This is a genomic window from Clostridium sp. DL1XJH146 (assembly GCF_054819755.1).
This window is the reverse complement of the sequence record NZ_JBTVVN010000047.1, coordinates 1-23,274: the sequence shown is the minus strand read 5'-3', so window position 1 is coordinate 23,274 and position 23,274 is coordinate 1. Positions and strand designations below refer to the sequence as shown.

Genomic DNA, 23,274 nt, shown 5'->3' with positions numbered 1-23,274 from the left:
TTTACTAATAATTATATAATATTTTATTACATTTTTGGATTAATTTATCTCGAAATATTTTTACTCGTTAAAGCTGATTGATATTTTTGTTTATTTCTTTAATAAGTGTCAATACTTACTATTGTGACTTATTTTCATAAGAGGAGTGTTTTACAATAATGCTTTAGTTCAACAACATTAGTAATAAATCATACTTGATAATCAATTATTTTTATATAAACTAAAAGCTTTAGAAAAAAATGAAAGGGATGTGCTATGAGTAAAAAGGAAAAGTATATTGGATCATTAGTTTTAGTTGTAATAATAGGCTTTTTTTCAATATTAGGCTATTATATTAGTTATAATGATAATATAGACAATACTGATATAAGTGAAGAAGATATTTTTGAAGAAGAAGAAGTAAAAGAAAATAGTACAAATAATTCTTTTGAAAAAAAAGAAAATCAGATTTTACTAGATAATTCTCAAGAGGAAGATGTAGAAGAACTTAAAAATGATGAATTTATATTTGTAGAAATAAAAGGGCAGGTTAATAAACCAGGTGTTTATAAGATAGAAAAGAACAGTAGAATTAATGATTTAGTAGAGGAAGCGGGCGGATTTAATGAAATGGCTTATACAATGAATATATGTCTTGCAGAAAAACTTGAAGATGAAGAGACTGTTATTGTATTTAATAAAGATGAATATTCAGAAACTTTAGAACTGCAAAGTGTTCTTAAAAATAATAGTTCTAGTGAAGATAGTACAATTAATGAATCTAAGAATGAAAATGAAAGTGGGAAAATCAATATAAATACAGCAAATAAAGAAAAGCTAAAAGAATTACCTAATGTTGGAGATGTAACAGCTGATAATATTATTAAATATCGAGAAAGTGTTGGAGAATTTAAGGAAATTGAAGATATTATGAATGTTACAAGAATTGGTGATAAGACATTTGAAGATTTTAAAGAATTCATTTGTGTGAATTAATTTAATTAGGAAGGTATATGCTAATTTTTATAGAATATTATTTATATAAGCACTAAATTTTTGAGAATAAATATAATAATATAAGAACAATTTTTAAGGTGGTTTTTATGAAAAAATTAGATTCTCAAAAGCTTGATGTTACATTTTTGCCAGGGGTAAATGAATGGGAGCCGATTGTACCTAGATGTTATACTTTAACTCATTCAGACTTTACAGGCAAGTTGTTTTTATCTATTGGATTATATTATGATTATGTAAAAATTGGATATTTAAGAGATGAAGTTTTAGGTAAATGGTTATTTAAGAATAAAAAATTTATTTTAAACATTTATTTATATGTAAATGGAGAAAAATCAATAACAGAAGCAAAAATAAGAGATTATTTTTTTAGAAAAGAATTAGTGCTAGCGCTAGAAGCTATAAGGTATGGTGACTCAAAATTCTTCGAATGCCATAATTTTTTGGACAAAGCTCCTGTAATTATTCATTTTAATTCTAAATTTGACAAATACAATAAAGAGGAACATTGGGGAATTGTAGGGGACTATAAATAATGGAGGTATAGCAATTGTTTGTAGATGTGATGAACTCTGGAACAAAGATAGAAAAAAGTAAATTAAGTGATAAAAGTGTGGTTATAATTGATGTTTTAAGGGCAACTTCTACAATAATTACTGCTTTAGTTAATAAAGCAAAATGTGTGATTCCAGTATCAACAGTAGAAGAAGGTTGGGAAATACATCATAAATTAGAAGAAAACAGTGTTATATTAGGTGGAGAGAGAAAGGCAGTTCAAATACAAGGATTTACCCTTGGTAATTCCCCATTGAATTATAAAGAAGAAAAGGTAAAAGGTAAAACAGTAGTAATTACTACCACTAATGGTACTATAGCTATTAAAGAAAGTGTAGGAGCTGATAATATATATATTGGAGCTTTGTTAAATGCTTTTTCAGTAGCAGAAAAGATTTTTAAAGATGAAAAAGACATTGTAATTATTTGTTCTGGAACAAATGGCGACTTTTCTTTAGATGATGCCTATTGTGCAGGAATGATTATAGACTATATCGGTAAAATGGCTAAAATAGAGCTTTCAGATTTGGCGTGGACTTTAAGGTATATTTATAAAAATAATAAAAATAATCCTCATACATTTCTAAAGAATTGTAGGCATTATAAAATTTTAGAAGATAAGGGATTTCACGATGACCTAAAATATTGCCTTCAATCTAATATTTATAGTGTAGTGCCAACATATGTGGATGGGAAAATAGTTTTGTTGGAATAGATAAAATTAATGATTAGTGATTAATGAACAATGCACAATTAAGGGAGAAATATTTTAGCGGGGCTAAAATATTTCTTTTAATTTATAAAACCATAAAAAAACCAAAATGCAAAACTAAAATTGAATAATACATAAGAGTAATGATGTAGTGGAAAATTTGGATTAAAATATTTTTGGTTTTTAATTATTTGAAAACAAATAATTATTCAAATTCATTAAGATAAGCATATAAAGCAGGATATACGTTATAAGTTGCCATCAGGTTATGGTATTCTGCCATTGCATCATCATTTGAGTCTCTTTCCTTTTTAGCTCTTATCATTAAGTTTTTAGGAGTTTCAAGAGGGGAGATGTATTCTACAACGGAAACATCATAGCCTTTCGCTTCTAGCATTAATGATCTCATTCCGTCTGTGAGCAAGTCTGCAAATCTTGTTTTTAAAATTCCGTGTTTTAATATGTTATTTAAGGAATCAGATTTTACTTGTTTTGATAATTCTTTATGGCAGCAAGGCACAGCTATTATAACATCAGATTTCACTTTAATACCAAGGGCTATTGCCATATCTGTAGCTGTGTCACAAGCGTGTAGAGATAGTACTAGATGAATATTTTTACTTGGTTTATAATCATTAAGGTCCATACATAAGAATTCCATATTTCTGTAGCTTAGCTTTTCAGCTTTTTCTTTTGAACGAGCAATTACTCCCTCGGAAATATCTATACCTGTGAAGTGGCACTTTTTTCTTTTTACTTCGGTTATGTAGTAATTTAACACGAAGGAAAGATAAGATTTACCACAACCACAATCAACTATATTGATAATTTCATTTTTAGGGAGCTCATCAATTATTTTATCAAGTAATTCTACATAATGATCTATTTGATTATATTTTCTTATTTTGTCATTTTTTATTTTGCCGTCTTTTGTCATAATTTCGATTTCTTTGAGTAATTTATCTCCTTTACCTACTTTAATAAAGTAATCTCTATTTAGAATAGTAGAAGTAGTACTCTTAGAAAGGTCTTCTTCTTTTTTTTCTATTTCTTTAGTATTCATAGTTACTTTCTTATTATCTGCAATGATATTAATTTGAGAAAATCTTTCGATATATAGGAAATTCATTGCTTCATATTTTTCAGCTTCTGTTTGGATTTTTTTTAGTGCATCACTAAAAGACATAAGGGTACTCTTACCATTAAAGTTGAATTTGATTTTATCTTCAATAAATTTACCTGTGCCTTTGAAAGACTTTAAACCAGATTTGAATTCAAAATTTATCTCTTTAAAAAAATCTGTGTTTTCAGTATATCTATTCTCTAATCCTGTGAAAAATAATTTTATTTTGTTTAAGCTATTTTTATTCATATAATATCCTCCAAATTTAAATTCATTAATTATTATAACAAAGAAAATGTGAAATACATAATATTTCAATAAATAAAAGATTCTCGCCGTAAGACGAGAATCTTTTATTTAAAATAGGTTAAAGATTTTGCGTAGCAAAATCATCCTTAATTGCTAACTGAACATTGAAAATTGTAAATTAAGTTTTTATCAAAGTAGTTCTTGAATTACTGACATAAGTTTTTTAGCAGATTTCTCTGTTCCGGTTTTCTCTTGACCTTTTATACCAAGACAAGTTCTTATTTGACCAATTTTAACTCCAGTTTCTTTGAATTTAGAGAAATATTCATCAATCAAAACTTCAGTTTTAGCTTGCATTTGTACAGGTCCAAATGGATTTGCAAAAAATGATTTTACTAATCCATTTTCAGTAGTAGTTCCTTTGGCCATTCTAGCTCCATCTGTAAATACTTTTTTAGCTTCGTCTAAGTTTGTAAAGAATTCAATTTCTTCGCCCTCAGAGTAGTTATTAGCATATAAGAATAAATCAACTGGTAAGCCTTCCATAATATCTTTATATGATGCAACAGGTATTATAAGTCTTGCATTGATTTTGTCAGGGTTCATAAATATACTTCTATCAATTTCTCTAAATGCATAACCAGCATCCAAATCATCCAATCTTACAAAAGCACCGATTTCAGTGCCGTAACCCAATGGCTTCCCAGTTTCGGTTAATTTTATAGTTCCCATGTCATCAAAGATAATTTTCATTTCGCTAATGTATTCTTCGCCTAATCTTCTAAAGGCTTCTAAACTTTCAGATTTTCCAGCTCCAGAATCGCCCATAATAACTACATTTGCAACTTTTCCATTCTTCAATCTGATATTTACCATAGCACCATGGATTGGAAGGAAACCTTTTTTTATCATCATTAAATTATGGAGAGTTAAAATCATTTTTTTCATATAACCAAAATAATCAATTTCATCTGAGTAGTTAACATAACCAAGCATTAAGTCATTTTTTGTATCTTCAAAATAGCAAGTTTTAATTTCTTCGCAGTTATCTTTTGCACCATATATGTAGATAGCATCAGGTTTTTTGTTTTTGTATTCCTCTAATTTTGCAATTTCAAATAAATTACAAAGAGATACACCTTGAGACATTAAATCTCTATGGAAGAATACATAAATAAGAAGTTCTCCAACTTTGGCAGGGTAGCAGAACCAGTGATCTTCATTTATTTCTAGTCCTTCAGAAGGATTCTCATTCACTTCATTGAAAATGCCGTTTCTTGTATTCTTTTTAGGGTATGTTATAAATGGTGGAGATAAAACTATAGAATCAATGAAAGGCACATTTTGTAAAAACTTATATTCTTCTGGGCACTTCCATTTCAATTTATTTAAAATTAAACCTGCATTGCCTCCAGCAGGGAGTTGTCTGAAAATTTTATTTTGATGTTTAAGAATATTTTCTTCGATTTTCCTATAAGTAAATCTTATAAGTTGAGAAAATTGCGCATTTGCATCAAGAAAACTTACTGATTGAAAATCTCCTTTATGAATTTTGTTTTTCATAACGATGGTATATCTTTCGATTTTTCTCCAATAAGTATAAAGTTCCTCAATAAGATTAATGAATTCATATTTATCTTTAAATAGATTCATATATTTTTCATTCAGTTTCATTATTTCGTCTGCATTCATAATTAATAATAAGCTAAAAGCTTTTGTAAGTTCTTTTACGATTTTTTCCCCATCATTTTCACCTAAAGAGATTGAAATGTACTTGTATGACTTAGTTGACTTTTTTTCTAAATTTTTAACAAAGTCAATTAATACTCTATAAAAACCGTGACTATGAAGTAAAACTTCAGGTGTATCACAATATTTTGCTGTGAAATTAATCATAGCATGCTGTTCACTTAATGAAAATTCTTTTTTCATTATAATCCTCCTTTAATTTTTGAATAATAATACATAGAACTTAAGAAATATGAATATAAATACAAACTGCTGAATATAAATACATACTTTATATTTTATAAAAAATACCTAGCTATGTAAAGGGGTTTTTTTGAAACGACGTTTCAAATTTGAAATAATTAGCAATTGGATAGGGAAAAGGAAAAAAAATATGAAATGCAACTAATTATCAAATAAAAAATGCTACTTAAAATACATCATAGTAAATTTTAAAAATTGGCTTTTTTTTATAAAGACTAATGGTAAAATAAAAGAAACAATTATATTTTAATTGAATATATGTACGGAGGTCAAAGTTGATGTCACATGTAATTATAACTGGAAGTACTAGAGGAATTGGGTATGGACTTGCACAGAATTTTCTTAAAAGGGGATATAATGTTACTGTAAATGGTAGAACTAGCGCAAAAGTTGAGGAAACAGTAATAAATTTAAAAAAAGAATTTCCAAAGCAAACTATATTAGGGTTTGCTGGGAGTGTATCAAATATGGATGATATCAATAAGCTATGGGATGAAACATTTAAAATCACTGGTAGAATAGATATTTGGATTAATAATGCAGGTGTTGACCAGAAAAAGGCATTAATCTATGAATTAAATAGTGAAGATATAAAAAAAGTTATCGATACAAACATTTTAGGCGTAATTAATGGAAGCTCTGTGGCAATGAAAAACATGCTAAAGCAAGGTGCAGGTGAAATTTATAATATGGAAGGCTATGGAAGTAACAATATGATGATGCCTAAGATGACTTTATATGGCACAAGTAAACGTGCCCTTAGATATTTTACCAAATCTCTTACAAAAGAAGCGGAAAATACATCTATTAAAGTAGGGAGATTGAGTCCTGGTATGGTAGTTACTGATTTTTTAATAAATTCTTTATCAGGTACTGAAGAGGAAAAAGTAAAAACTAAAAAAGTATTTAATATTTTGGCGGATAAAGTTGAAACAGTTACTGAATTTTTAGTTGAGGGTATAATAAAAAATGATAAAAATGATGCGTATATAGCTTGGCTTACAAAAGGAAAATCATTTAGAAGATTTATGCTTGCACCTTTTAATAATAGAGAACTTTTTAAAGAATAAGAGTGCAGAGTACTTTTTTAAAAAAACAAGAGTGAAATTTGCAGAGTGCAGAGTGAAGTTAAAAGATTAAGTGATTAAAATATTTGTGAACTGTGAACTGTGAACTGTGAACTGTGAACTGTGAACTGTGAACTGTGAACTGAAATAAATGGGGGTATGAAAATGAATAAAGAATATTACGTAGGTTGGGGGTCATTAGCTTTAATAAATGCAAATATTGCTCAATGTAAGAATAAAAGTGGTCTTTTATGGTTTATAGTATCATTGTTTGTAGGACCTATTGCTACATTGATATTATGTTTTTCAGATGGAAAGTAGTTCTTTTTAAAACAAGAGTACTTTTTTTAAAAAAACAAGAGTGTAATTTGCAGAGTGCAGAGTCCAGAGTGAAATTAAAATATAAAAGATTAAAGATTAAAGATTAAAGATTAAAGATTAAAAAATTGAAAGATTGCGATATTAAAATATGTTGTGGTTTAAAAAGTTTTTGATTAAATAGAGATTTTCTGACCAAAGGGAAGAAAATTATCATTAATTGTGCATTGTACATTGTGCATTGTGCATTAGATCTAAAAGGAGATTATTATGAAGATTTATTCATGGAATGTAAATGGTCTTAGGGCTATTGAGAAAAAAGATTTTTTTGGATGGGTTAATGAAGAAAAACCAGATGTACTATGTATACAAGAAACAAAAATACAAGAGCATCAGCTTACTGATAGTCATAAAGATGTAGAAGGATACCACTCTTATTTTTCATTCGCAGAAAAGAAAGGATACAGTGGGGTTGCTGTTTATTCAAAGGAACAGCCTATTTCTGTAAAACATGGTATAGGTATAGAACAGTATGATAATGAAGGAAGAATACTTATACTAGAGTATGCGAAATATATATTATTTAATATATATTTCCCCAATGGACAAATGAGTGAAAAAAGACTAGAATACAAATTAGGATTTTATGATGCTTTATTCAAGTATTGTGATATATTGAAAGATGAAGGCAAAAAGCTTGTTATTTGTGGTGATTACAATACAGCTCATAATGAAATAGACCTTAAAAATCCCAAATCAAATAAGGATAGATCAGGATTTTTGATTATAGAAAGAGAATGGTTAGATGATATTATTAAAAGAGGTTATGTAGATACTTTTAGAAAATTATATCCTGAAGAAGTTAAGTATTCTTGGTGGAGTTATAGATTTAGTGCAAGAAAAAATAATGCAGGATGGAGAATAGACTATCATTTTGTAACGGATAATTTACTAAATAAGGTAAAAGATGCTTATATTTTGAATGATGTAATGGGTTCAGATCATTGTCCTGTAGTTGTTGAATTAGATTTATAAGATTACAGTTGTTAGTAGTATGGCAAGAGTAGAAGTTTAATAAGAAACTATATGAAAAATAGATCATATTAAATAATCAGGATATCTATAAGGGGTATTCTGATTTAATTTTATGGGAAGAGTTATTTTTTTATTAATTTAGTAGGATAACATGAGGTAAATTAAAATTTCTCCTTGTATGAAAGTTTCCACTATGTTACAATTAATGAGGGAATTACGAAAGAAGTGCGCATTTGCGTATAATAATATTAAAAGAAAGGTGATATTTTATAATGGAGAATTTTATATATTCAAATTCTACGAAAATAATTTTTGGAAAAGACGTGGAAACTAGTGTTGGAGAATACACAAAGGCTTACGGAAAGAAAGTACTACTACATTATGGTGGAGGAAGTATAAAAAGAACGGGCTTATATAAGAAAATAGTTCAGAGCTTTAAAGAGGCCGCAATTGAATTTGTGGAGCTAGGTGGAGTGAAACCTAATCCTAGATTATCATTAGTTAAAGAAGGAATTGACCTTTGTAGAGAAGAAAAGGTAGACTTTATTTTAGCTGTAGGTGGTGGCAGTGTAATTGATTCAGCCAAATCAATTTCAGCAGGTGTTTTATATGATGGTGATGTTTGGGATTTTTATAGTCGAAAAGCAAGTATAGAAAAATCTCTTCCTATTGGAGTTGTATTAACTATCCCAGCTGCGGGTAGTGAAACTAGTGGTGGCACAGTTATTTTAAATGAAGATGGAATGTTAAAGGCGGCAACAAATCATATATCATTGCGTCCAGAATTTGCACTCTTGAATCCGGAAATTACTTATACGCTTCCTCCGTATCAGACTGCTTGTGGAGTAGTAGATATGTTAGCTCATGTTATGGAACGTTATTTCACGAATACAAAAAACGTAGAATTGACAGATAGATTATGTGAAGCAACTATGAAAACTATTATTAATCAAGGACCTAAAGTAATTGAAAATCCTAATGATTATAATGCAAGAGCAGAAATCATGTACTCAGGAACTGTTGCTCATAATAGTTCTCTTGAAATGGGACGTGAAACTGATTGGGCATCACATATGATTGAACATGAGCTTAGTGGTATTTATGATATACCACATGGTGCAGGATTAAGTATTGTTTTCCCAGCTTGGATGAAATTCAACTGCAATGAGAATAAAGAATTTTTTGCTAAATTCGCTCATAGAGTATTTAATATTGAATACAATTTTGACGATATAGAAGAAACTGCTTTAAAAGGAATTAAGGCTTTAGAAGATTTTTATGTAAGCATAGGAATGCCAATTAGACTTAAAGATGCAGGTATAGAAGATAATAGATTTGAAGAAATGGCAGCAAAAGCTACAGGAAATAATAGTTTTACCCTTGGAAACTTTAAAAAGGTTAATAAAGAAGATATAATTAAAATATATGAATTATGTGTGTAAGATTATTAATAATAATTAGGTGAATATTGTGAAATTTTAAGCTCTGATCAATTAGATTTTAATTGATTGGAGTTTTATTTATTAGTTTATTAATTTTAGAGATATATATGTAGAATATAAGGTATAATAATAATTACTATAATTAATCACAAGAGGTGAAACACAATGATAAAAAATAATAATACAGTAGAAACACTTATTGAAGACCTAAAAACTGTAAATGATAAAGAAAGAATCGCTATAATAAATAAACTTTCTAAGGATTATAATAATGCTCTTCCAATGTTATGGGCAAAAGTAATAGAAGAAGATAATTTAAGGACAATACTTTCAGTAATAAGAGATATATTAAAAAAAGAAAAGCCTAGAGGAATGTTTAAAAGAACTATTGGTAATTCAAAAGGGAAACTTGCTGCCTTTCTTCAGCATTCAGATCCAAAAGTAAGAAAAAATGTATGTGGAGTTATTGGTGCACTAGAAGATGAATCATATTTAGACTCTCTATATAATGCATATGCAGCTGAAGATAAGTTGTTCGTGAAAAGTTCTTATGTGCTTGCAATAGGAAACTGTGGTAGCGCAGATGATGCAGATAGATTGAGAGAAATACTTGAAGATATAATAAAAAAGGAAAAAGATTGTGAAGATAATAATTTGCCAGTAATCAATAATAAGCATATTAATGAAGAAAAACTTGCACTTACAAGAACTATAGATAAATTATTACCACCTATACCTCATAAATTTATAGGATTTAAAAAGGCTGTACCAATGATGCTTACGGCAATGAATCATCAGTATCATCTTGCGTTAGAAGACCTTAAAGAAAAATCAATTAGAGGTCAGCTTGTAACAGAGGGAATACTTATAAAAGAAAAGGATTTAGATAAGGTATATGAAAGCAGAACTTTTTATGAACTTCTATTTCCGCTAGATGAGTGCAAAAATTTAGAATTTGATTATGAAAAAATAGCGGGAGCTATTATAGATGCAAATATTGTAGATTTTTTAAATCAATGTCATACTAACGAATTAGATACTCCGTTTAATTATAGGATTGAATTTAAAACTGAGGAATATAATAGGGAAAGATCAGAGTTTGTAAAAAATTTATCTAGAGAGTTAGATAAATTATCTTTTGGTGCTTTGAAAAATAGTACCTCTTCTTATGAAGTTGAGATTAGAGTAGTCGAAAATAATAATCGTTGTTCTGTTCTATTGAAACTTTATGCTTATAAGGATAATAGATTTGAGTATAGAAAAAATAGTTTACCTACATCAATAAATCCTATAACGGCGGCTATTGTAATGAAATCTATAGAAAAATGGTTAAAACCTACGTCGGTGGTTATAGATCCGTTTTGTGGTACGGGGACAATGTTAATTGAAAGAGCTAAATTAAAGGAATTTGATGCTTTAATAGGAGTTGATATATATAAGAAGGCTATAGAAGCTGCAACGATAAATACAAACTTAGCGGATGTAGATATTGAATTAATAGATGAAGATATATTAGAATATTATACCGTTGACCTTTATGATGAGCTTATAACAAATATGCCTTTTGATAATAGAACAGTAGACCATAGTAAGTATGCGGATTTATATAGAAATTTTGTGCATAAAATTTCCAGACTTGTAAGACGAAATGGTAGGGCATTTGTATATACTGTAGAAGCACAGCTATTTAGAAAATTTTTGTTAGATAATGATGAGATTGAATTACTTCAAGATATTAAATTTGAAACAGGAAATCTTACACCTCATATGTTTGTATTAAAAGTAAAATAATATAATGTAATGTGAAATATCAAAAACAATTAGGAACATTAAAAATACAAATTAGGGTTAAGTTATTACAAAAGTTATGTATTGGTTTATGAAAATGAAGGCTTGATTTTTTATTGACATGTGGGTAGGGGGATTTTATTATGAATAAAAGAATAAGTGCAATGTATTTTAGTCCTACGGGTACAACAAGCAAAATAGTATCAGAAATTTCAAAGAATATTTCTAAGTGTTTAAATAGTGAGGTAAGTGTAAACAATATTGATTTTACATTACATAAGGTTAGAGAAAAAACTATATCTTTTTCTAAGGAAGATATTGTTATTGTAGGAGTTCCTGTTTATGCTGGAAGAGTTCCTAATATATTATTAAAATATCTAAATTCTATTGAAGGTAATGGGGCAAAAGCGATTGTAATTGTTGTTTATGGTAATAGAAATTATGATGATGCTTTAATTGAATTGAAGGATATTATGGAGCTAAATGAATTCGAAGTTATTGCAGCAGGTGCATTTATTGGAGAACATTCATTTTCAAAAATACTTGCTAAAGACAGACCGGATGAGAAAGATATGAATATAGTGGCACAATTTGCGGAGAAAATAGGTGCAAAGATTAAAACTAATGCGGATATTATAAATTTAAATGTTAAAGGAAATAAGCCATACAGAAAATATTATAGACCTAAAAACAAAGATGGATTACCAGTAGATATCAGAAAGGTTACACCAAAGACAAACAGTAATTGTATAGATTGTAAGCTATGTGTAAATGTTTGTCCGATGGCTTCAATTGATTATAAGAATGTATCTAAATTGAATGGAATTTGTATTAAATGTGGAGCTTGTATTAAAAAATGTCCTGTTAATGCGAAATATTATGATGATGAAAATTATTTGAGACATAAAGAGGAATTGGAAATTGAATTTTCCAATAGAAGAGAACCAGATTGTTTTATTAAATAATAAATCAATTATTCATAGTAATGTTGAATAACAAAAATTTATATAGACATAATAAATTATGAGGTGATTGTAAAAATCAACTTATATAAATTTTATTTCAACAAAGGAGAGAAACTATGAAACAAAATCAAGATGATAGAAGAGATAATGTAGATAGAATTCAGTATAATATTGATAAGACAATACAAAATTATAATTTGGCGGAAGAAGCTATTGAAACTACTAGTGATGCAAAAAACAAGAAAGAATTAGAAGCAAAAAATGAAAGAAGAAAAGAAGCTCTTCAAGGCATGAAAAGTGAAATTAAAGAAGAAGCACTAGCTAAAAAAAATGGATATAAATAGATTTATTAAGATTCTCAATCTATAATTATAAAAACTTAATGTTCCAATGTATTTAAAACAGCAGAATTTGAATTCTGCCGTTTTTTCTTTTTTTGTTACGATTTAAAGTTAGTATATGTTGACAGTTATAAGTTACAGGTGTAAACTGAATATATCAGGTTACACTTGTAGCTTTAAAGGAGGAAAAGTATGAGTAAATCAATTTCTAAAATTACTGATTCAGAAGTAGAAGTTATGCGTATATTATGGGAAGCTGACTGTGAAATGCGGTTTGTAGATATTAGAAAAACATTAGAGAAAAGAAGTAAGTGGGAAACATCAACTATTAAGACCTTACTTAGAAGACTCTGCGAAAAGAAAGTAGTTTTAGCTACTAAAAAAGAAGTGTATTACTATAAAGCTTTAGTTAGTGAGAAAGAATATAATGATTTTTCTACTCAAAGCCTAATTGATCGTTTGTACTCTGGTAGTGCCAAAAATCTTGTTGCGTCTTTACTAGGCAGCAAAAAACTTAATGATAAGGATATCAAAGAGTTGCGAGATTTATTTCAGGTAGGAGATGATAGCAATGAATGAGGGGGTTAATCTAATATTATCACTTTCTTTTTCCGGGAGCATTCTTGCAATAATACTATTTGTAATTAAATCTTTAATAAAGAATAAATTATCAAAGTCTATACAATACTACATTTGGATTGTTGTATTATTAAGGCTTGTTATTCCATTTTCTTTAGAAAATAGCCTTATGAATAATGTTTTTTATGGTGAAGAAAATGTTGGAACTATAGTTTATGAAGATAACGGAATTAGTAGAAGTAACGACAATAATGAAATAAATGGAACAGATTATGTTGTTGGAAATAATGTCAGTATCGGAATTAATGCAAATGATGAAAGTATAGAAAGTATAGAAAGTAATGAAATTATTGCAGCAGATGGAAGTAATGACAGTGCGCAAACTATAGATAGTTTAGAGGGAAATAGTTTACGTACTTTAATAACAGAGAGTACTGAAGAAAATAGAACTAAGAAAGAATATATTTCTGATGTTAATCACAGCCCTTATATCAGGAATATAATTAATAAGTATGCTTTAAATATTTGGTTTGTTGGAGTAATATTAGCAATTACATTGAATTTGGTTGGATATATAGGATTTATGAAACATTTGGAAAAAGGAAATAAACTTGCTAGTGATGCTGAAAACAAACTATTATTAGATATATTGAAGGAAAGAAAGCGGTTTAAATGTTTAAAAAGACTTCAAAATATCAAATTATATAAAGAATATGAGAAAAATAGAAGTAGGATAACTTTATTTAGAAATACATACGTGACAACACCGATGCTTATAGGAATTTTTAGACCTCGTATAATAATTCCTGATGCAGATTATAATGAAAAACAAATTAGAAATATTTTAATTCATGAAATCACACATTATAGACGATTTGATATAGGAGTTAAATGGTTAACAATGATAGTAACATCTATACATTGGTTTAATCCAATTATTTACTTTATGAAAAAAGAAATAAATCGTGCTTGTGAATTAGCCTGTGATGAAGAGGTTATTAAAAATCTTGATGTAGCAGAAAAACAAGAATATGGAAATACTCTAATAGCCGTCGTTGCAGAAAATAAATTTTCTTTTGGAGTATTAGGTGCTACTATGTGTGAAGAAAAAAAGGACTTGAAGGAAAGGTTAGTGGCTATAATGGAGCACAATAAAAAATCAAAAGCTGTTATTTTAGCATCAATAATTTTACTAATATTTATTATTGGAGTATCTGTATCTTTAGGTGCAGGAGTTGGAAAAGGAAGTAAAAATCCGCTTAATATTCAGGCCAATGCACAAAACCTTAAGAATCCACCTAACATATATATCAGTGCAGAATATGAAGAGACTAAAACAGCGCTTATGGGAGGTTACTCTTGGGAAAATAATGGCGAAGTGACGTTGGCAGATTCATTGAATCCTGTTGATTTCAAATATGAATTGGATAATATAGTTTCAGTAGATAGTAAAGAACAAATTATTATTAGTACACAGAAACTGAATAAAGATATAAAATATGATTTTGATTTAGCTGGAGTTACTATCTATAATAATGGTGAGGTTGTAGAAGTTGAAAGTCTTCAGCCAAGTTTTATGAATGGGGAATTATATATTGGTACACCAGAAGAAGCAGGTGAGTATATTTATGATTTTACTTTGATTTTTAAAGATAAGGGCACAGTAACTTATGGGTTTGTAGTTAGAGTAGAAATGAATGAAGAAAACCAAAAGACAGAGATTTATGACAATGAAGAATATTATTCCAAAGAAGTAATTGATCTTGTGGAAGATAATTTGAAAATTATAATGTCATCACCAAAAGTATCATCAAAACCCCAAGATTATATGGATAAGCACCAAGAAGAATATGAAAATATTATAAAATATAGTTATTCATATGAAAATGACGAGGTACTAGAATATATGCTTTTTCAGTTTGAAAAGGGCAATGTAGAGGGATTACGTGGACAGATATTGATGAGTTTATGTAAGGAACTACTAGGAGCAAGAAATACCGTAGTAGATGAAACGTTGTCTCCTATGAAATGGTATCATAAACTTGAAGTAGGGAAAGAGATTATGCTACCTGATTTTACTTATAATGGTGCAGATTCTACTCTAAAATTAGTTTATGATACAGAAATTGAGCAAAATAAAAATTATAATACAGAAGGATTTACTATAGTTTCTCCACATATTATTGGGAGTTATGAGGAAGAAAATAAATTAAAGGTATTTGTAATTACTTGTACAGCTAGATATAGATTATACGATAAAGTTATAGAAGAAGAAAGTGAAAGTATGGGTCCAGTAGCAATAACTTATATAAAAAATTCTGATGGAAGTTACTCCTTAGAAGAATATCAACAACCTATGGACGGGGCATATTTAAAGAAATCAATAGAAGAATTTTGTATTATGCCTGTATCAGGTAAAAATATAGAAGGACTTGCAGAAAAGATTCTTGAAGGAGATGGAGTTGATGCTGAGAGGATTAGAGAAAATCTACAGGAGAATTTAATAAAGCACTTAGAAATTCACAATCAGTATGGTGTTTCTTTATATAAGGAAAATTATCAAGAGATAGCTGATTTAATACCTTTAACACCGGACATTATGCAAGAAAGTCAATCTATGGACAAATTCAGTGTTGAAGAACGGAAAAGAATAGAATTATATGTAGAAGTTATGAAAGAGGCATTCCAAATTGAAAATGGTGGTGATGGGTTTATAGCAGTACAAGTAGATACTTTAGAGGATTTAAGCGATGAAGGGAAAACAGAAGTGCTAAAAGAGCTTACTATTTTGACACCAAGTGTTTTTAATTATGAAGATATAAAAGATGATAAAACTAAATTTGAATATGAGGATAATGGAGGATTAGAGAGAACACTAGATGGAACTTTGTTATCAGTTGAGGTGAAAAAATATAGTGCCAATAAGGCTGAGATTAATGGTGTCTCATGGTTTGGTAGTTTAGGAGCAGTTTTTCCAGAATATAATGCTAATTATGTGGAGGGCAAGTGGAAATTAGAAATGATTAGATGTGGAATATCTTAATTTATTATTTAACAATGACATATATAAGATAAAAAATGAACAAAACAAAAATACTATTACCAAATAAGGGGATATTGGGTAATAGTATTTTTTATATTTGCTGAATTATATATTAAATAATACCGTCAATTTGATATTTTTTAAGCAACTTTATAATGTAACTTAATGTGTAGAAAGCTTTATCTAGTTCAGTTTTAATGATACCTAATCCTTTGATTAAGGTTGTTTCATCAAAGTTTTCTAATAAAATCATTATGCTTAAGGTATTTAAGTCGCCATCTTTGGTATCAAAAATTCTTGCCTTTTTAACAAAAGTATTTTCCATTATATTATCTATTGCAAGTTCTAACTCTTTGCTAATTTCTAAGTTAGGCATTTCGTCGTAAACTTTAATATTCGGATCTTTTAGATTTAGGTGTTTTGCTTTATCTGCATTTGTAGATAAGAATATAGTGTTTTTAAATTCTGCATCTTTAAAGTTGACGCCATTTATATTTACAGAATCAAATATAGTGTTTTCAAATTTAGCTTCTTTAAAAGAACTTCCTTTTAAATTTGTTCCGATAAATTCTGTCCATCTAAAAGTGCAGTCAAAAAAAGTACACGATTTGAAATGAGCACCTCTAAAGCTTGCATAATCAAAATTTGAATTCGAAAAATTACTATTAAAGCAGTTACTTCTATAAAGATTTTTATACATAAAGTTTTTATTCATTTTTTCTATGTTATTATAATTAAAATCTCCACTAACAATTTTATTTCTAGCCATGTTTTTACCTCCAATAATTAATGATTGTTTTTTATAAATTACATATATTTAGCATGTTTTTTGATATGAAAATTCTATAATATATTGATTTTAAATGTTTATTTCCAATAAGAAACTCCTATACATCAGTATAGGAGTTATTTTGGTTGCGGGGACAGGATTTGAACCTATGACCTTCGGGTTATGAGCCCGACGAGCTGCCAGCTGCTCCACCCCGCGATATTATAAATGTTTTGACTCAAGTAATAGTATAACTTAATGAATAGAATAAGTCAACATAATTCTAAAAATTGAATTCATTTTTCTGATTGATTTAGAAATTTCCAAATGCTAGATAAAGTAATTTTTTCGGTAAAATAGGTTATGGTTTTGTATTAAAATTATAAAAAAACACTCTATCTCTTAAATATATAATTAGCTTAAGTAGTAGAGTGTTTTTATGTTTGCAAAATTTTATGCAAGAATATTTGTAGCATCAATAGCATAAGCACTTTGTTGATATTCTGAATTATTACTTGTATAAGCACTTATCATTTGATTAATCATTTCAGCACTATAGTTAGTATCTAGAGAGTTTAGAGTATTTCGTTCTTCGTTTTCAAAGTCTATATTAGAATTCATCATTCTTGGTAATTCTAGTTGAAGTCCGTTGTTTTGGGCTACTGTTTCAACTTCAGAAGAATCTAAAGACCCATCTCCATCAATATCATACTCGCTAAAAAATTCATCTACATCCAATAAAGAACCAGATTCAGAAACAAATGTTTCTACTTCATCGACACTCCAAATATCATCATCGTTTGTATCAACATTTGGTCCCTTACCACCTTTTGGGGTACCACCTGGAGGAGGCCCTTGTGGTCTTTTGGGTTTTGCTTCACTGGATTTAATTGGATTTGTTGTTTCTTCAGTGTTACTAGAAGCTGCAACAGAACTTTTTAAAGTAGTGCTACTATATGGATTATACGAAAAACTACTTGCGCCACTTATTATCATTTTAATATCACCTTCCTTTGTGGAAATTTTTTAATTCATTTTTACACTACCATAGTTATGTGATACTTTTGTGAAGAAATCATGTAAAATTTCCATTTATATATAAGAAATCTGATAATTCAAGAAAGTTTAGAATTGTATATATTGATGTTGAAATAATTTAGTTATAGTAAATAATTATTTAGAACGACAAATGCTTTATCAGTTGAATAATACTCCGTTTTGATATAATATTATTTTGAAGAAATATTTTACCTTAAGGAGAAAAAATGAGAAAAATAGAATTATTAGCACCAGCAGGGAGCATTGCAAGTTTAGTGGCTGCAGTACAAAATGGAGCAGACGCAGTATATCTTGGAGGTCAAGAATTTTCAGCAAGAGCCTATGCATCAAATTTTGATAATGAGACAATGGCAAAGGTTGTAGATTATTGCCATTTATATAGTGTTAAAGTATATGTAACAGTTAATACATTGATTAAAGATGATGAAATTGAAAGAGCTATAAAGTATATTGATTATTTATATAAAACCGGAGTAGATGCTTTAATTATTCAAGATATAGGATTAGCTAAGAAGGTAACAAATTTATTTCCTGATTTTGAAATTCATGCTTCAACTCAAATGACAGTTCATAATTTAGAAGGAGCTAAATTCTTAAAAGAATTTGGTTTTGAAAGGATAGTACTTGCAAGAGAATTATCTTTAGAAGAAATAAAGGATATATCTCTAAAGAATGGGATAGAAACAGAGGTGTTTGTTCATGGGGCACTTTGTATATGTTATTCTGGTCAATGTTTAATGAGTTCAATAATTGGAGGTAGAAGTGGAAATAGGGGGAGATGTGCTCAGCCTTGTAGACTACCATATGAACTTGTTTCAAATGAGGAAGATAATATTAAAAAAGGTTATTTATTAAGCCCTAAAGATATATGTACTATAGAAAGTATTCCAGAATTAATAAGAACAGGAACTTCTTCTTTGAAAATTGAAGGTAGAATGAAGAGACCTGAGTATGTAGCAGGTGTAGTAAGAGCTTATAGAAAAGCTATAGATGCATATTATAACGGTGAAAAATTTGATGTAGAAAAAGAAACAAAAATTCTTGCTCAACTATTTAATAGAGAAGGTTTTTCTAAGGGTTATCTCAATGGAAAGAATAATTCAGATCTTATGGCACTTGATTTTCCTAAAAATACGGGGGTATATCTTGGGAGAATAGAAGAAAGTTTGGAAATTATATTAAAAGAAGATATAAGCTTGCAAGATGGAGTTAGAATAGAAGATGGTGGGTTCATTGTAACAAAAATTATTATGAATAATAAAGAAGTTACAGAAGCCCAAAAGGGACAGAAAGTAAAATTATTTCCTCAGAAATATTTTAGAGGGGATAAATTATATAAGACATTAGATGTCAATTTAATGAAGGAACTTGAGGAGACATTTAAGGATAAGTATGGTGAAAAACTTAATCTAAATATAAGTATAGAATTTATTGCAGGGAAAAGAGTAAAGTTATGGGCTAAGTATAAGGGTAGATTATACGAAGAGTTAGGAGAAGAAGTTCAGACGCCTATTAATAGACCTTTAGATAAAGAGAGAATAATTAAAAGTTTAAAGAAAACAGGAGACACACCATTCTTAATTAATGAAATTGATTTTAAAGTTTTTGGAGATGGGTTTATTCCAATCTCTACGCTTAATAATGTTCGCAGAAGTTTGATAAATAGAATTATGGTCTCAGAGATAAAAAGTTATAAAAGGAACAAAGATACGAATATTGGATCTAACTCTGAAAAAGCACTATATAGTAAAGAAAATACTCAAGTAAATACGGTAGAAACCGATATGATTGAAATAAATCCATTTGATATTAAATCTTCTCATGTAAATGGAGTAATTAAAAATGATACTGAATTAAAGGATGAATTATTTGTATATGTATTGTCAGAAGAAGCATTTAGAGCAGCTATAGATTCAAAAGTCTCAAATATTATAGTTGATCCATTTAAAAGAGGATTTTCTTATGATTTTTCTAAGAAAGTAGACGCTAGTATTTTTATGAAAGTTCCTAATATTATAAAGGAAGAGTATGATAGTATTTGCAGCTATATTGATGAAAATTTAGCTAATATCGATGGAATAGTAACAGGAAATTTGGGCATTATTGACCAGTATAAAAATATAACTAAAATTTATGGTGATTATAAGCTTAATGTGTTCAATAAAGATACAGCAGAGTTTTGGAATCAATATTTAGAAGGGTTTATTCCATCAATTGAACTTAATAAAAAAGAAATTAAAGAAATAGGAAAAGAAAAAGCTGTTTGTTTGATTTATGGTAAATATGAAGTTATGGTAACTGAATACTGCCCTGTAGGATATAAGTCTTGCAAAGGAACTAAAGCTAAAAATAATACGGTATGCAGTAATGGAGATTATTATTTAAAAGATAGAAAAGATAATAAATTCCTTATATTGAACGATAAATATTGTAGGAGTCATATATATAACCCTATAACAACTAGTTTGCTAGATAATACTAGAGAACTTCAAAAATTAGGATTTAATAAATTTAGGATTGATTTTATTGATGAGAATTATGAGGAATGTATGGCAGTACTAAATTATTTTAAAAACGAAAAGAAAGATAAATTAGAAGGAAATTATACAAGAGGGCATTATAAAAGAGGCGTTGAATAAAGGAGAAATATTTATGAATGAAAGGTCTTTAAAAGTACTAGAGTTTAATAAAATTAAAGATATAATGAAGGGATATTGTGCAACTTCTGTAGGTAAAGAATATATAGATGAATTAAAACCCTATGATAATGTATTTAGAGTAAATAAACATCTAGATGAAACATATGAAGCTTTTCTTTTGGTAGCTAAAAAGGGTGCACCACCTTTTATGGGTCTTTATGATGTTAGAGATACAATTACTAAATCTTCAAAGGGATTTACCTTATTTCCAATAGAACTTATTAGGATTTCAGCTCTTTTAAGGTCTACTAGGTCTATGAGAGGGTTTATTTTTAATAATGAAGGAGAAATGGAATATAGAAATCTAAAAAATCTAGCAAATGGATTTACTCCTTTAAAATCTTTAGAAGATGAGATTGATAGAGCAATAATTGGAGAAAATGAAATAGCAGATAGAGCAAGCCAAAGACTTTTTGAAATAAGAAAAACAATTAAAGAAAAGACAGCATCACTCAAAAGTAAAGTTAATTCACTTGTAAGACAGTATTCTTCTTCGTTGCAGGAGAGTATCTATACTGTAAGGGGAGATAGGTATGTACTTCCTGTTAAAATTGAGTACAAGAGCAGTGTACCTGGAATTGTTCATGACCAAAGTTCTACGGGAGCTACTTTGTTTATTGAGCCTATAAGTCTAGTTAATTTAAATAATGAAATAAGAGAATTAGGATTGAAAGAAAAAGCAGAAATTGAAAAAATATTAAGTAAGTTGTCTTTTAAAGTACAAGAAAACGTGAAAGTTATTAAGGTTAATGGAGCTATTTTATGGGAACTTGATTTTATATTTGCTAAAGCTAGGTATGCAGATAGAATTGATGCAACAAAACCTAGAGTAAGAGAAGACGGGTGTTTCAATCTACTAAAGGCAAGGCATCCACTTATAAATCCTAAAGAAATTGTAGAAAATGATATATATATTAAAGAAGATGTAGATGCAGTAATTATTACAGGGCCTAATACTGGTGGAAAAACCGTAACACTTAAAACAGTGGGGTTACTTCAATTGATGGCTATGAGTGGTCTTATGATACCAGTGCTTGATGGTTCAGAAGTAAGCTTTTATGAAGATATATTTGCCGATATTGGAGATGAACAGAGTATAGAGCAAAGTTTATCTACTTTTTCATCTCATATGACTAATATTGTAAACATAATTCACCATGCTAATGAAAAATCTTTAGTATTGTTTGATGAATTAGGAGCAGGAACAGATCCTACAGAGGGAGCAGCTCTAGCAATATCTATTCTTGAAAATTTAAGAAAAAAGAGTTCGAAAATTTTTGCAACTACTCATTATAGTGAATTGAAAGGATATGCAATTAAGCAAGAAGGTGTAACCAATGCATCTGTGGAATTTGATGTTAAGACACTAAGACCAACTTATAAATTGTTGATTGGTATACCTGGTAAATCAAATGCTTTTGAAATTTCAAAACGACTTGGACTTCCAGAATATATTATAGAAGATGCTAAGAAAGGAATATCTGAGGATACTCTTAAATTTGAAGATTTGATACAGGAACTTCAGAATAATAGTGTTAGTGCTCAAAAGGATGCTATAATTGCTGAGGGAGCGAAAAATGAAGCAGTTAAACTTAAGGAAAAGTATCAAGAAAAAGTTGAAAAACTAGATAAGATAAGAGATAAAGAAACAATAGCAGCAAAGCAAGAAGCAAAAAGAATTCTAAGGGAAGCAAAGGAAGAGGCGGATAAAATACTTAAGGAAATTAGAAAACTTGAGACTATGGGTTATTCTAATGAAGTAAGACAAAAGATTGAAGATCAGAAACAGAAGTTAAACAAAAAATTAAACAAATCAGAAGAGGATATAAGTTTAGGCATAGATAAAGGAAATAAACTAGAAAAAGTAAAAGAAGGGCAGGAAGTATATTTGCCTAAATTTAATACAAATGCTATTGTGCTTTCGAAACAAGATAATAAAGGTGAGGTTCAAGTGCAAGCTGGAATTATGAAAATAAAAGTCAATATAAAAGATATAAGAGAAGTTGGCGGAAAACAGAAAGAAGTTAAAAGACATAATAAAAGAGAAGCAAGATTAAAATTACAGTCTGTAGCTACTTCACTTGATTTGCGTGGAATGGATTCTAGTGAAGCTACCTTTGAGGTAGATAAATATTTAGATGAAGTTTATCTTGCAGGAATAAATGAAGTTACTATAATTCATGGTAAAGGTACTGGAGTTTTAAGAAAAGTCATTCAAGACCTTCTTAAAAACCATCCGCACGTTAAAGCCTATAGAATAGGTGCTTATGGTGAAGGTGGTAGTGGGGTTACAATGGTGGAACTTAAATAGAAAAAATGCACAATGCACAATGCACAATTGCGGATGGAATTTTTTAGCGGAGCTAAAAAATTCCTTTAATTTATAAAAGATTAAAAGATTAAAAGATTAAAGTATTAGGCTATGTTTTGGAATAATGTTTATATTATTATTTATAAAATAAAGATTTTCTGACCAAAGGGAAGAAAATCATCAATAATTGTGCATTGTAAATTGTGCATTGTGCATTGGTTTAATCTGACCAAA

Annotated in this window: 18 protein-coding genes and 1 tRNA gene; 14 read left to right on the top strand and 5 right to left on the bottom strand. The window is 28.7% G+C overall.

Annotated elements, in window-relative coordinates; genetic code table 11:
* The first annotated feature begins 255 nt into the window (after window positions 1–255).
* The 3 genes from ACVHXK_RS16270 to ACVHXK_RS16260 all read left to right on the top strand — a co-directional run bounded on the left by ACVHXK_RS16270 (window position 256) and on the right by ACVHXK_RS16260 (window position 2,263).
* Complete coding sequence (locus ACVHXK_RS16270; protein ID WP_461207461.1) at window positions 256–975, top strand: helix-hairpin-helix domain-containing protein; 720 nt, start codon at window positions 256–258, stop codon at window positions 973–975.
* Window positions 976–1,082: 107 nt separating this feature from the next.
* Window positions 1,083–1,529 carry a staygreen family protein gene (locus tag ACVHXK_RS16265; protein WP_461207460.1) on the top strand — a complete coding sequence of 149 codons (447 nt, stop codon included), beginning with the start codon at window positions 1,083–1,085 and terminating at the stop codon, window positions 1,527–1,529.
* Window positions 1,530–1,543: 14 nt separating this feature from the next.
* Window positions 1,544–2,263 (top strand): 2-phosphosulfolactate phosphatase, encoded by a 720-nt coding sequence (locus ACVHXK_RS16260; protein WP_461207459.1) that lies wholly within the window; start codon window positions 1,544–1,546, stop codon window positions 2,261–2,263.
* Window positions 2,264–2,465: 202 nt separating this feature from the next.
* Here the strand turns inward: ACVHXK_RS16260 and ACVHXK_RS16255 are convergent, their stop codons facing one another.
* Both ACVHXK_RS16255 and ACVHXK_RS16250 read right to left on the bottom strand, forming a co-directional pair.
* The gene (locus ACVHXK_RS16255; protein WP_461207458.1) at window positions 2,466–3,632 is read right to left on the bottom strand and encodes a class I SAM-dependent methyltransferase; all 1,167 of its coding nucleotides are present in this window, start codon (window positions 3,630–3,632) and stop codon (window positions 2,466–2,468) included.
* 189 nt (window positions 3,633–3,821) lie between these two features.
* Window positions 3,822–5,564, bottom strand: a complete 1,743-nt coding sequence (locus ACVHXK_RS16250) for a phosphoenolpyruvate carboxykinase (protein WP_461207457.1) — start codon at window positions 5,562–5,564, stop codon at window positions 3,822–3,824.
* A 338-nt stretch (window positions 5,565–5,902) separates the two neighbouring features.
* Between ACVHXK_RS16250 and ACVHXK_RS16245 the strand changes: the two genes are divergently transcribed.
* The 9 genes from ACVHXK_RS16245 (at window position 5,903) to ACVHXK_RS16205 (ending at window position 16,202) form a co-directional block, all read left to right on the top strand.
* Complete coding sequence (locus tag ACVHXK_RS16245) at window positions 5,903–6,694, top strand: SDR family oxidoreductase (protein ID WP_461207456.1); 792 nt, start codon at window positions 5,903–5,905, stop codon at window positions 6,692–6,694.
* Window positions 6,695–6,856: 162 nt separating this feature from the next.
* Window positions 6,857–7,012: a hypothetical protein gene (locus ACVHXK_RS16240; RefSeq protein WP_461207455.1), complete on the top strand. Its 156-nt coding sequence runs from the start codon at window positions 6,857–6,859 to the stop codon at window positions 7,010–7,012.
* 267 nt (window positions 7,013–7,279) lie between these two features.
* On the top strand, window positions 7,280–8,044 hold the full coding sequence (locus tag ACVHXK_RS16235; protein ID WP_461207454.1) for an exodeoxyribonuclease III: 765 nt from the start codon (window positions 7,280–7,282) through the stop codon (window positions 8,042–8,044).
* Window positions 8,045–8,316: 272 nt separating this feature from the next.
* Window positions 8,317–9,486, top strand: coding sequence for an iron-containing alcohol dehydrogenase (locus tag ACVHXK_RS16230; RefSeq protein WP_461207453.1), 1,170 nt, complete (start codon window positions 8,317–8,319; stop codon window positions 9,484–9,486).
* A 165-nt stretch (window positions 9,487–9,651) separates the two neighbouring features.
* A complete protein-coding gene (locus tag ACVHXK_RS16225; RefSeq protein ID WP_461207452.1) occupies window positions 9,652–11,277 on the top strand; it encodes a DNA methyltransferase in 1,626 nt (541 codons plus the stop codon).
* 140 nt (window positions 11,278–11,417) lie between these two features.
* Entirely contained in the window at window positions 11,418–12,239 is an 822-nt protein-coding gene (locus ACVHXK_RS16220) for a flavodoxin family protein (protein WP_461207451.1), read from the top strand.
* 116 nt (window positions 12,240–12,355) lie between these two features.
* Entirely contained in the window at window positions 12,356–12,583 is a 228-nt protein-coding gene (tlp, locus tag ACVHXK_RS16215; RefSeq protein ID WP_461207450.1) for a small acid-soluble spore protein Tlp, read from the top strand.
* A gap of 189 nt (window positions 12,584–12,772) precedes the next feature.
* Window positions 12,773–13,159, top strand: a complete 387-nt coding sequence (locus ACVHXK_RS16210) for a BlaI/MecI/CopY family transcriptional regulator (protein WP_461207449.1) — start codon at window positions 12,773–12,775, stop codon at window positions 13,157–13,159.
* Window positions 13,152–16,202, top strand: a complete 3,051-nt coding sequence (locus tag ACVHXK_RS16205) for a M56 family metallopeptidase (protein ID WP_461207448.1) — start codon at window positions 13,152–13,154, stop codon at window positions 16,200–16,202. The genes ACVHXK_RS16210 and ACVHXK_RS16205 overlap by 8 nt, the downstream gene beginning before the upstream one ends.
* Before the next feature lie 112 nt (window positions 16,203–16,314).
* Here the strand turns inward: ACVHXK_RS16205 and ACVHXK_RS16200 are convergent, their stop codons facing one another.
* From ACVHXK_RS16200 to ACVHXK_RS16190, 3 genes are all read right to left on the bottom strand, one after another.
* The gene (locus tag ACVHXK_RS16200) at window positions 16,315–16,971 is read right to left on the bottom strand and encodes a pentapeptide repeat-containing protein (protein WP_461207447.1); all 657 of its coding nucleotides are present in this window, start codon (window positions 16,969–16,971) and stop codon (window positions 16,315–16,317) included.
* A 143-nt stretch (window positions 16,972–17,114) separates the two neighbouring features.
* Window positions 17,115–17,190 (bottom strand) — tRNA-Met (locus tag ACVHXK_RS16195).
* Window positions 17,191–17,424: 234 nt separating this feature from the next.
* Complete coding sequence (locus tag ACVHXK_RS16190) at window positions 17,425–17,967, bottom strand: EF-hand domain-containing protein (protein WP_461207446.1); 543 nt, start codon at window positions 17,965–17,967, stop codon at window positions 17,425–17,427.
* 269 nt (window positions 17,968–18,236) lie between these two features.
* Here ACVHXK_RS16190 and ACVHXK_RS16185 point away from each other — a divergent pair, with 269 nt between their 5' ends.
* The gene (locus ACVHXK_RS16185; RefSeq protein ID WP_461207445.1) at window positions 18,237–20,669 is read left to right on the top strand and encodes a U32 family peptidase; all 2,433 of its coding nucleotides are present in this window, start codon (window positions 18,237–18,239) and stop codon (window positions 20,667–20,669) included.
* A gap of 13 nt (window positions 20,670–20,682) precedes the next feature.
* Window positions 20,683–23,040 (top strand): endonuclease MutS2, encoded by a 2,358-nt coding sequence (locus ACVHXK_RS16180; RefSeq protein WP_461207444.1) that lies wholly within the window; start codon window positions 20,683–20,685, stop codon window positions 23,038–23,040.
* Window positions 23,041–23,274 lie beyond the last annotated feature (234 nt).

Bases quoted from the DNA above. Each gene is read 5' to 3' on its own strand.
- ACVHXK_RS16270 (WP_461207461.1), top strand. From the start codon at position 256: ATGAGTAAAAAGGAAAAGTATATTGGATCATTAGTTTTAGTTGTAATA.
- ACVHXK_RS16265 (WP_461207460.1), top strand. From the start codon at position 1,083: ATGAAAAAATTAGATTCTCAAAAGCTTGATGTTACATTTTTGCCAGGG.
- ACVHXK_RS16255 (WP_461207458.1), bottom strand. From the start codon at position 3,632: ATGAATAAAAATAGCTTAAACAAAATAAAATTATTTTTCACAGGATTA.
- ACVHXK_RS16250 (WP_461207457.1), bottom strand. From the start codon at position 5,564: ATGAAAAAAGAATTTTCATTAAGTGAACAGCATGCTATGATTAATTTC.
- ACVHXK_RS16245 (WP_461207456.1), top strand. From the start codon at position 5,903: ATGTCACATGTAATTATAACTGGAAGTACTAGAGGAATTGGGTATGGA.
- ACVHXK_RS16240 (WP_461207455.1), top strand. From the start codon at position 6,857: ATGAATAAAGAATATTACGTAGGTTGGGGGTCATTAGCTTTAATAAAT.
- ACVHXK_RS16235 (WP_461207454.1), top strand. From the start codon at position 7,280: ATGAAGATTTATTCATGGAATGTAAATGGTCTTAGGGCTATTGAGAAA.
- ACVHXK_RS16230 (WP_461207453.1), top strand. From the start codon at position 8,317: ATGGAGAATTTTATATATTCAAATTCTACGAAAATAATTTTTGGAAAA.
- ACVHXK_RS16225 (WP_461207452.1), top strand. From the start codon at position 9,652: ATGATAAAAAATAATAATACAGTAGAAACACTTATTGAAGACCTAAAA.
- ACVHXK_RS16220 (WP_461207451.1), top strand. From the start codon at position 11,418: ATGAATAAAAGAATAAGTGCAATGTATTTTAGTCCTACGGGTACAACA.
- tlp (WP_461207450.1), top strand. From the start codon at position 12,356: ATGAAACAAAATCAAGATGATAGAAGAGATAATGTAGATAGAATTCAG.
- ACVHXK_RS16210 (WP_461207449.1), top strand. From the start codon at position 12,773: ATGAGTAAATCAATTTCTAAAATTACTGATTCAGAAGTAGAAGTTATG.
- ACVHXK_RS16205 (WP_461207448.1), top strand. From the start codon at position 13,152: ATGAATGAGGGGGTTAATCTAATATTATCACTTTCTTTTTCCGGGAGC.
- ACVHXK_RS16200 (WP_461207447.1), bottom strand. From the start codon at position 16,971: ATGGCTAGAAATAAAATTGTTAGTGGAGATTTTAATTATAATAACATA.
- ACVHXK_RS16190 (WP_461207446.1), bottom strand. From the start codon at position 17,967: ATGATAATAAGTGGCGCAAGTAGTTTTTCGTATAATCCATATAGTAGC.
- ACVHXK_RS16185 (WP_461207445.1), top strand. From the start codon at position 18,237: ATGAGAAAAATAGAATTATTAGCACCAGCAGGGAGCATTGCAAGTTTA.
- ACVHXK_RS16180 (WP_461207444.1), top strand. From the start codon at position 20,683: ATGAATGAAAGGTCTTTAAAAGTACTAGAGTTTAATAAAATTAAAGAT.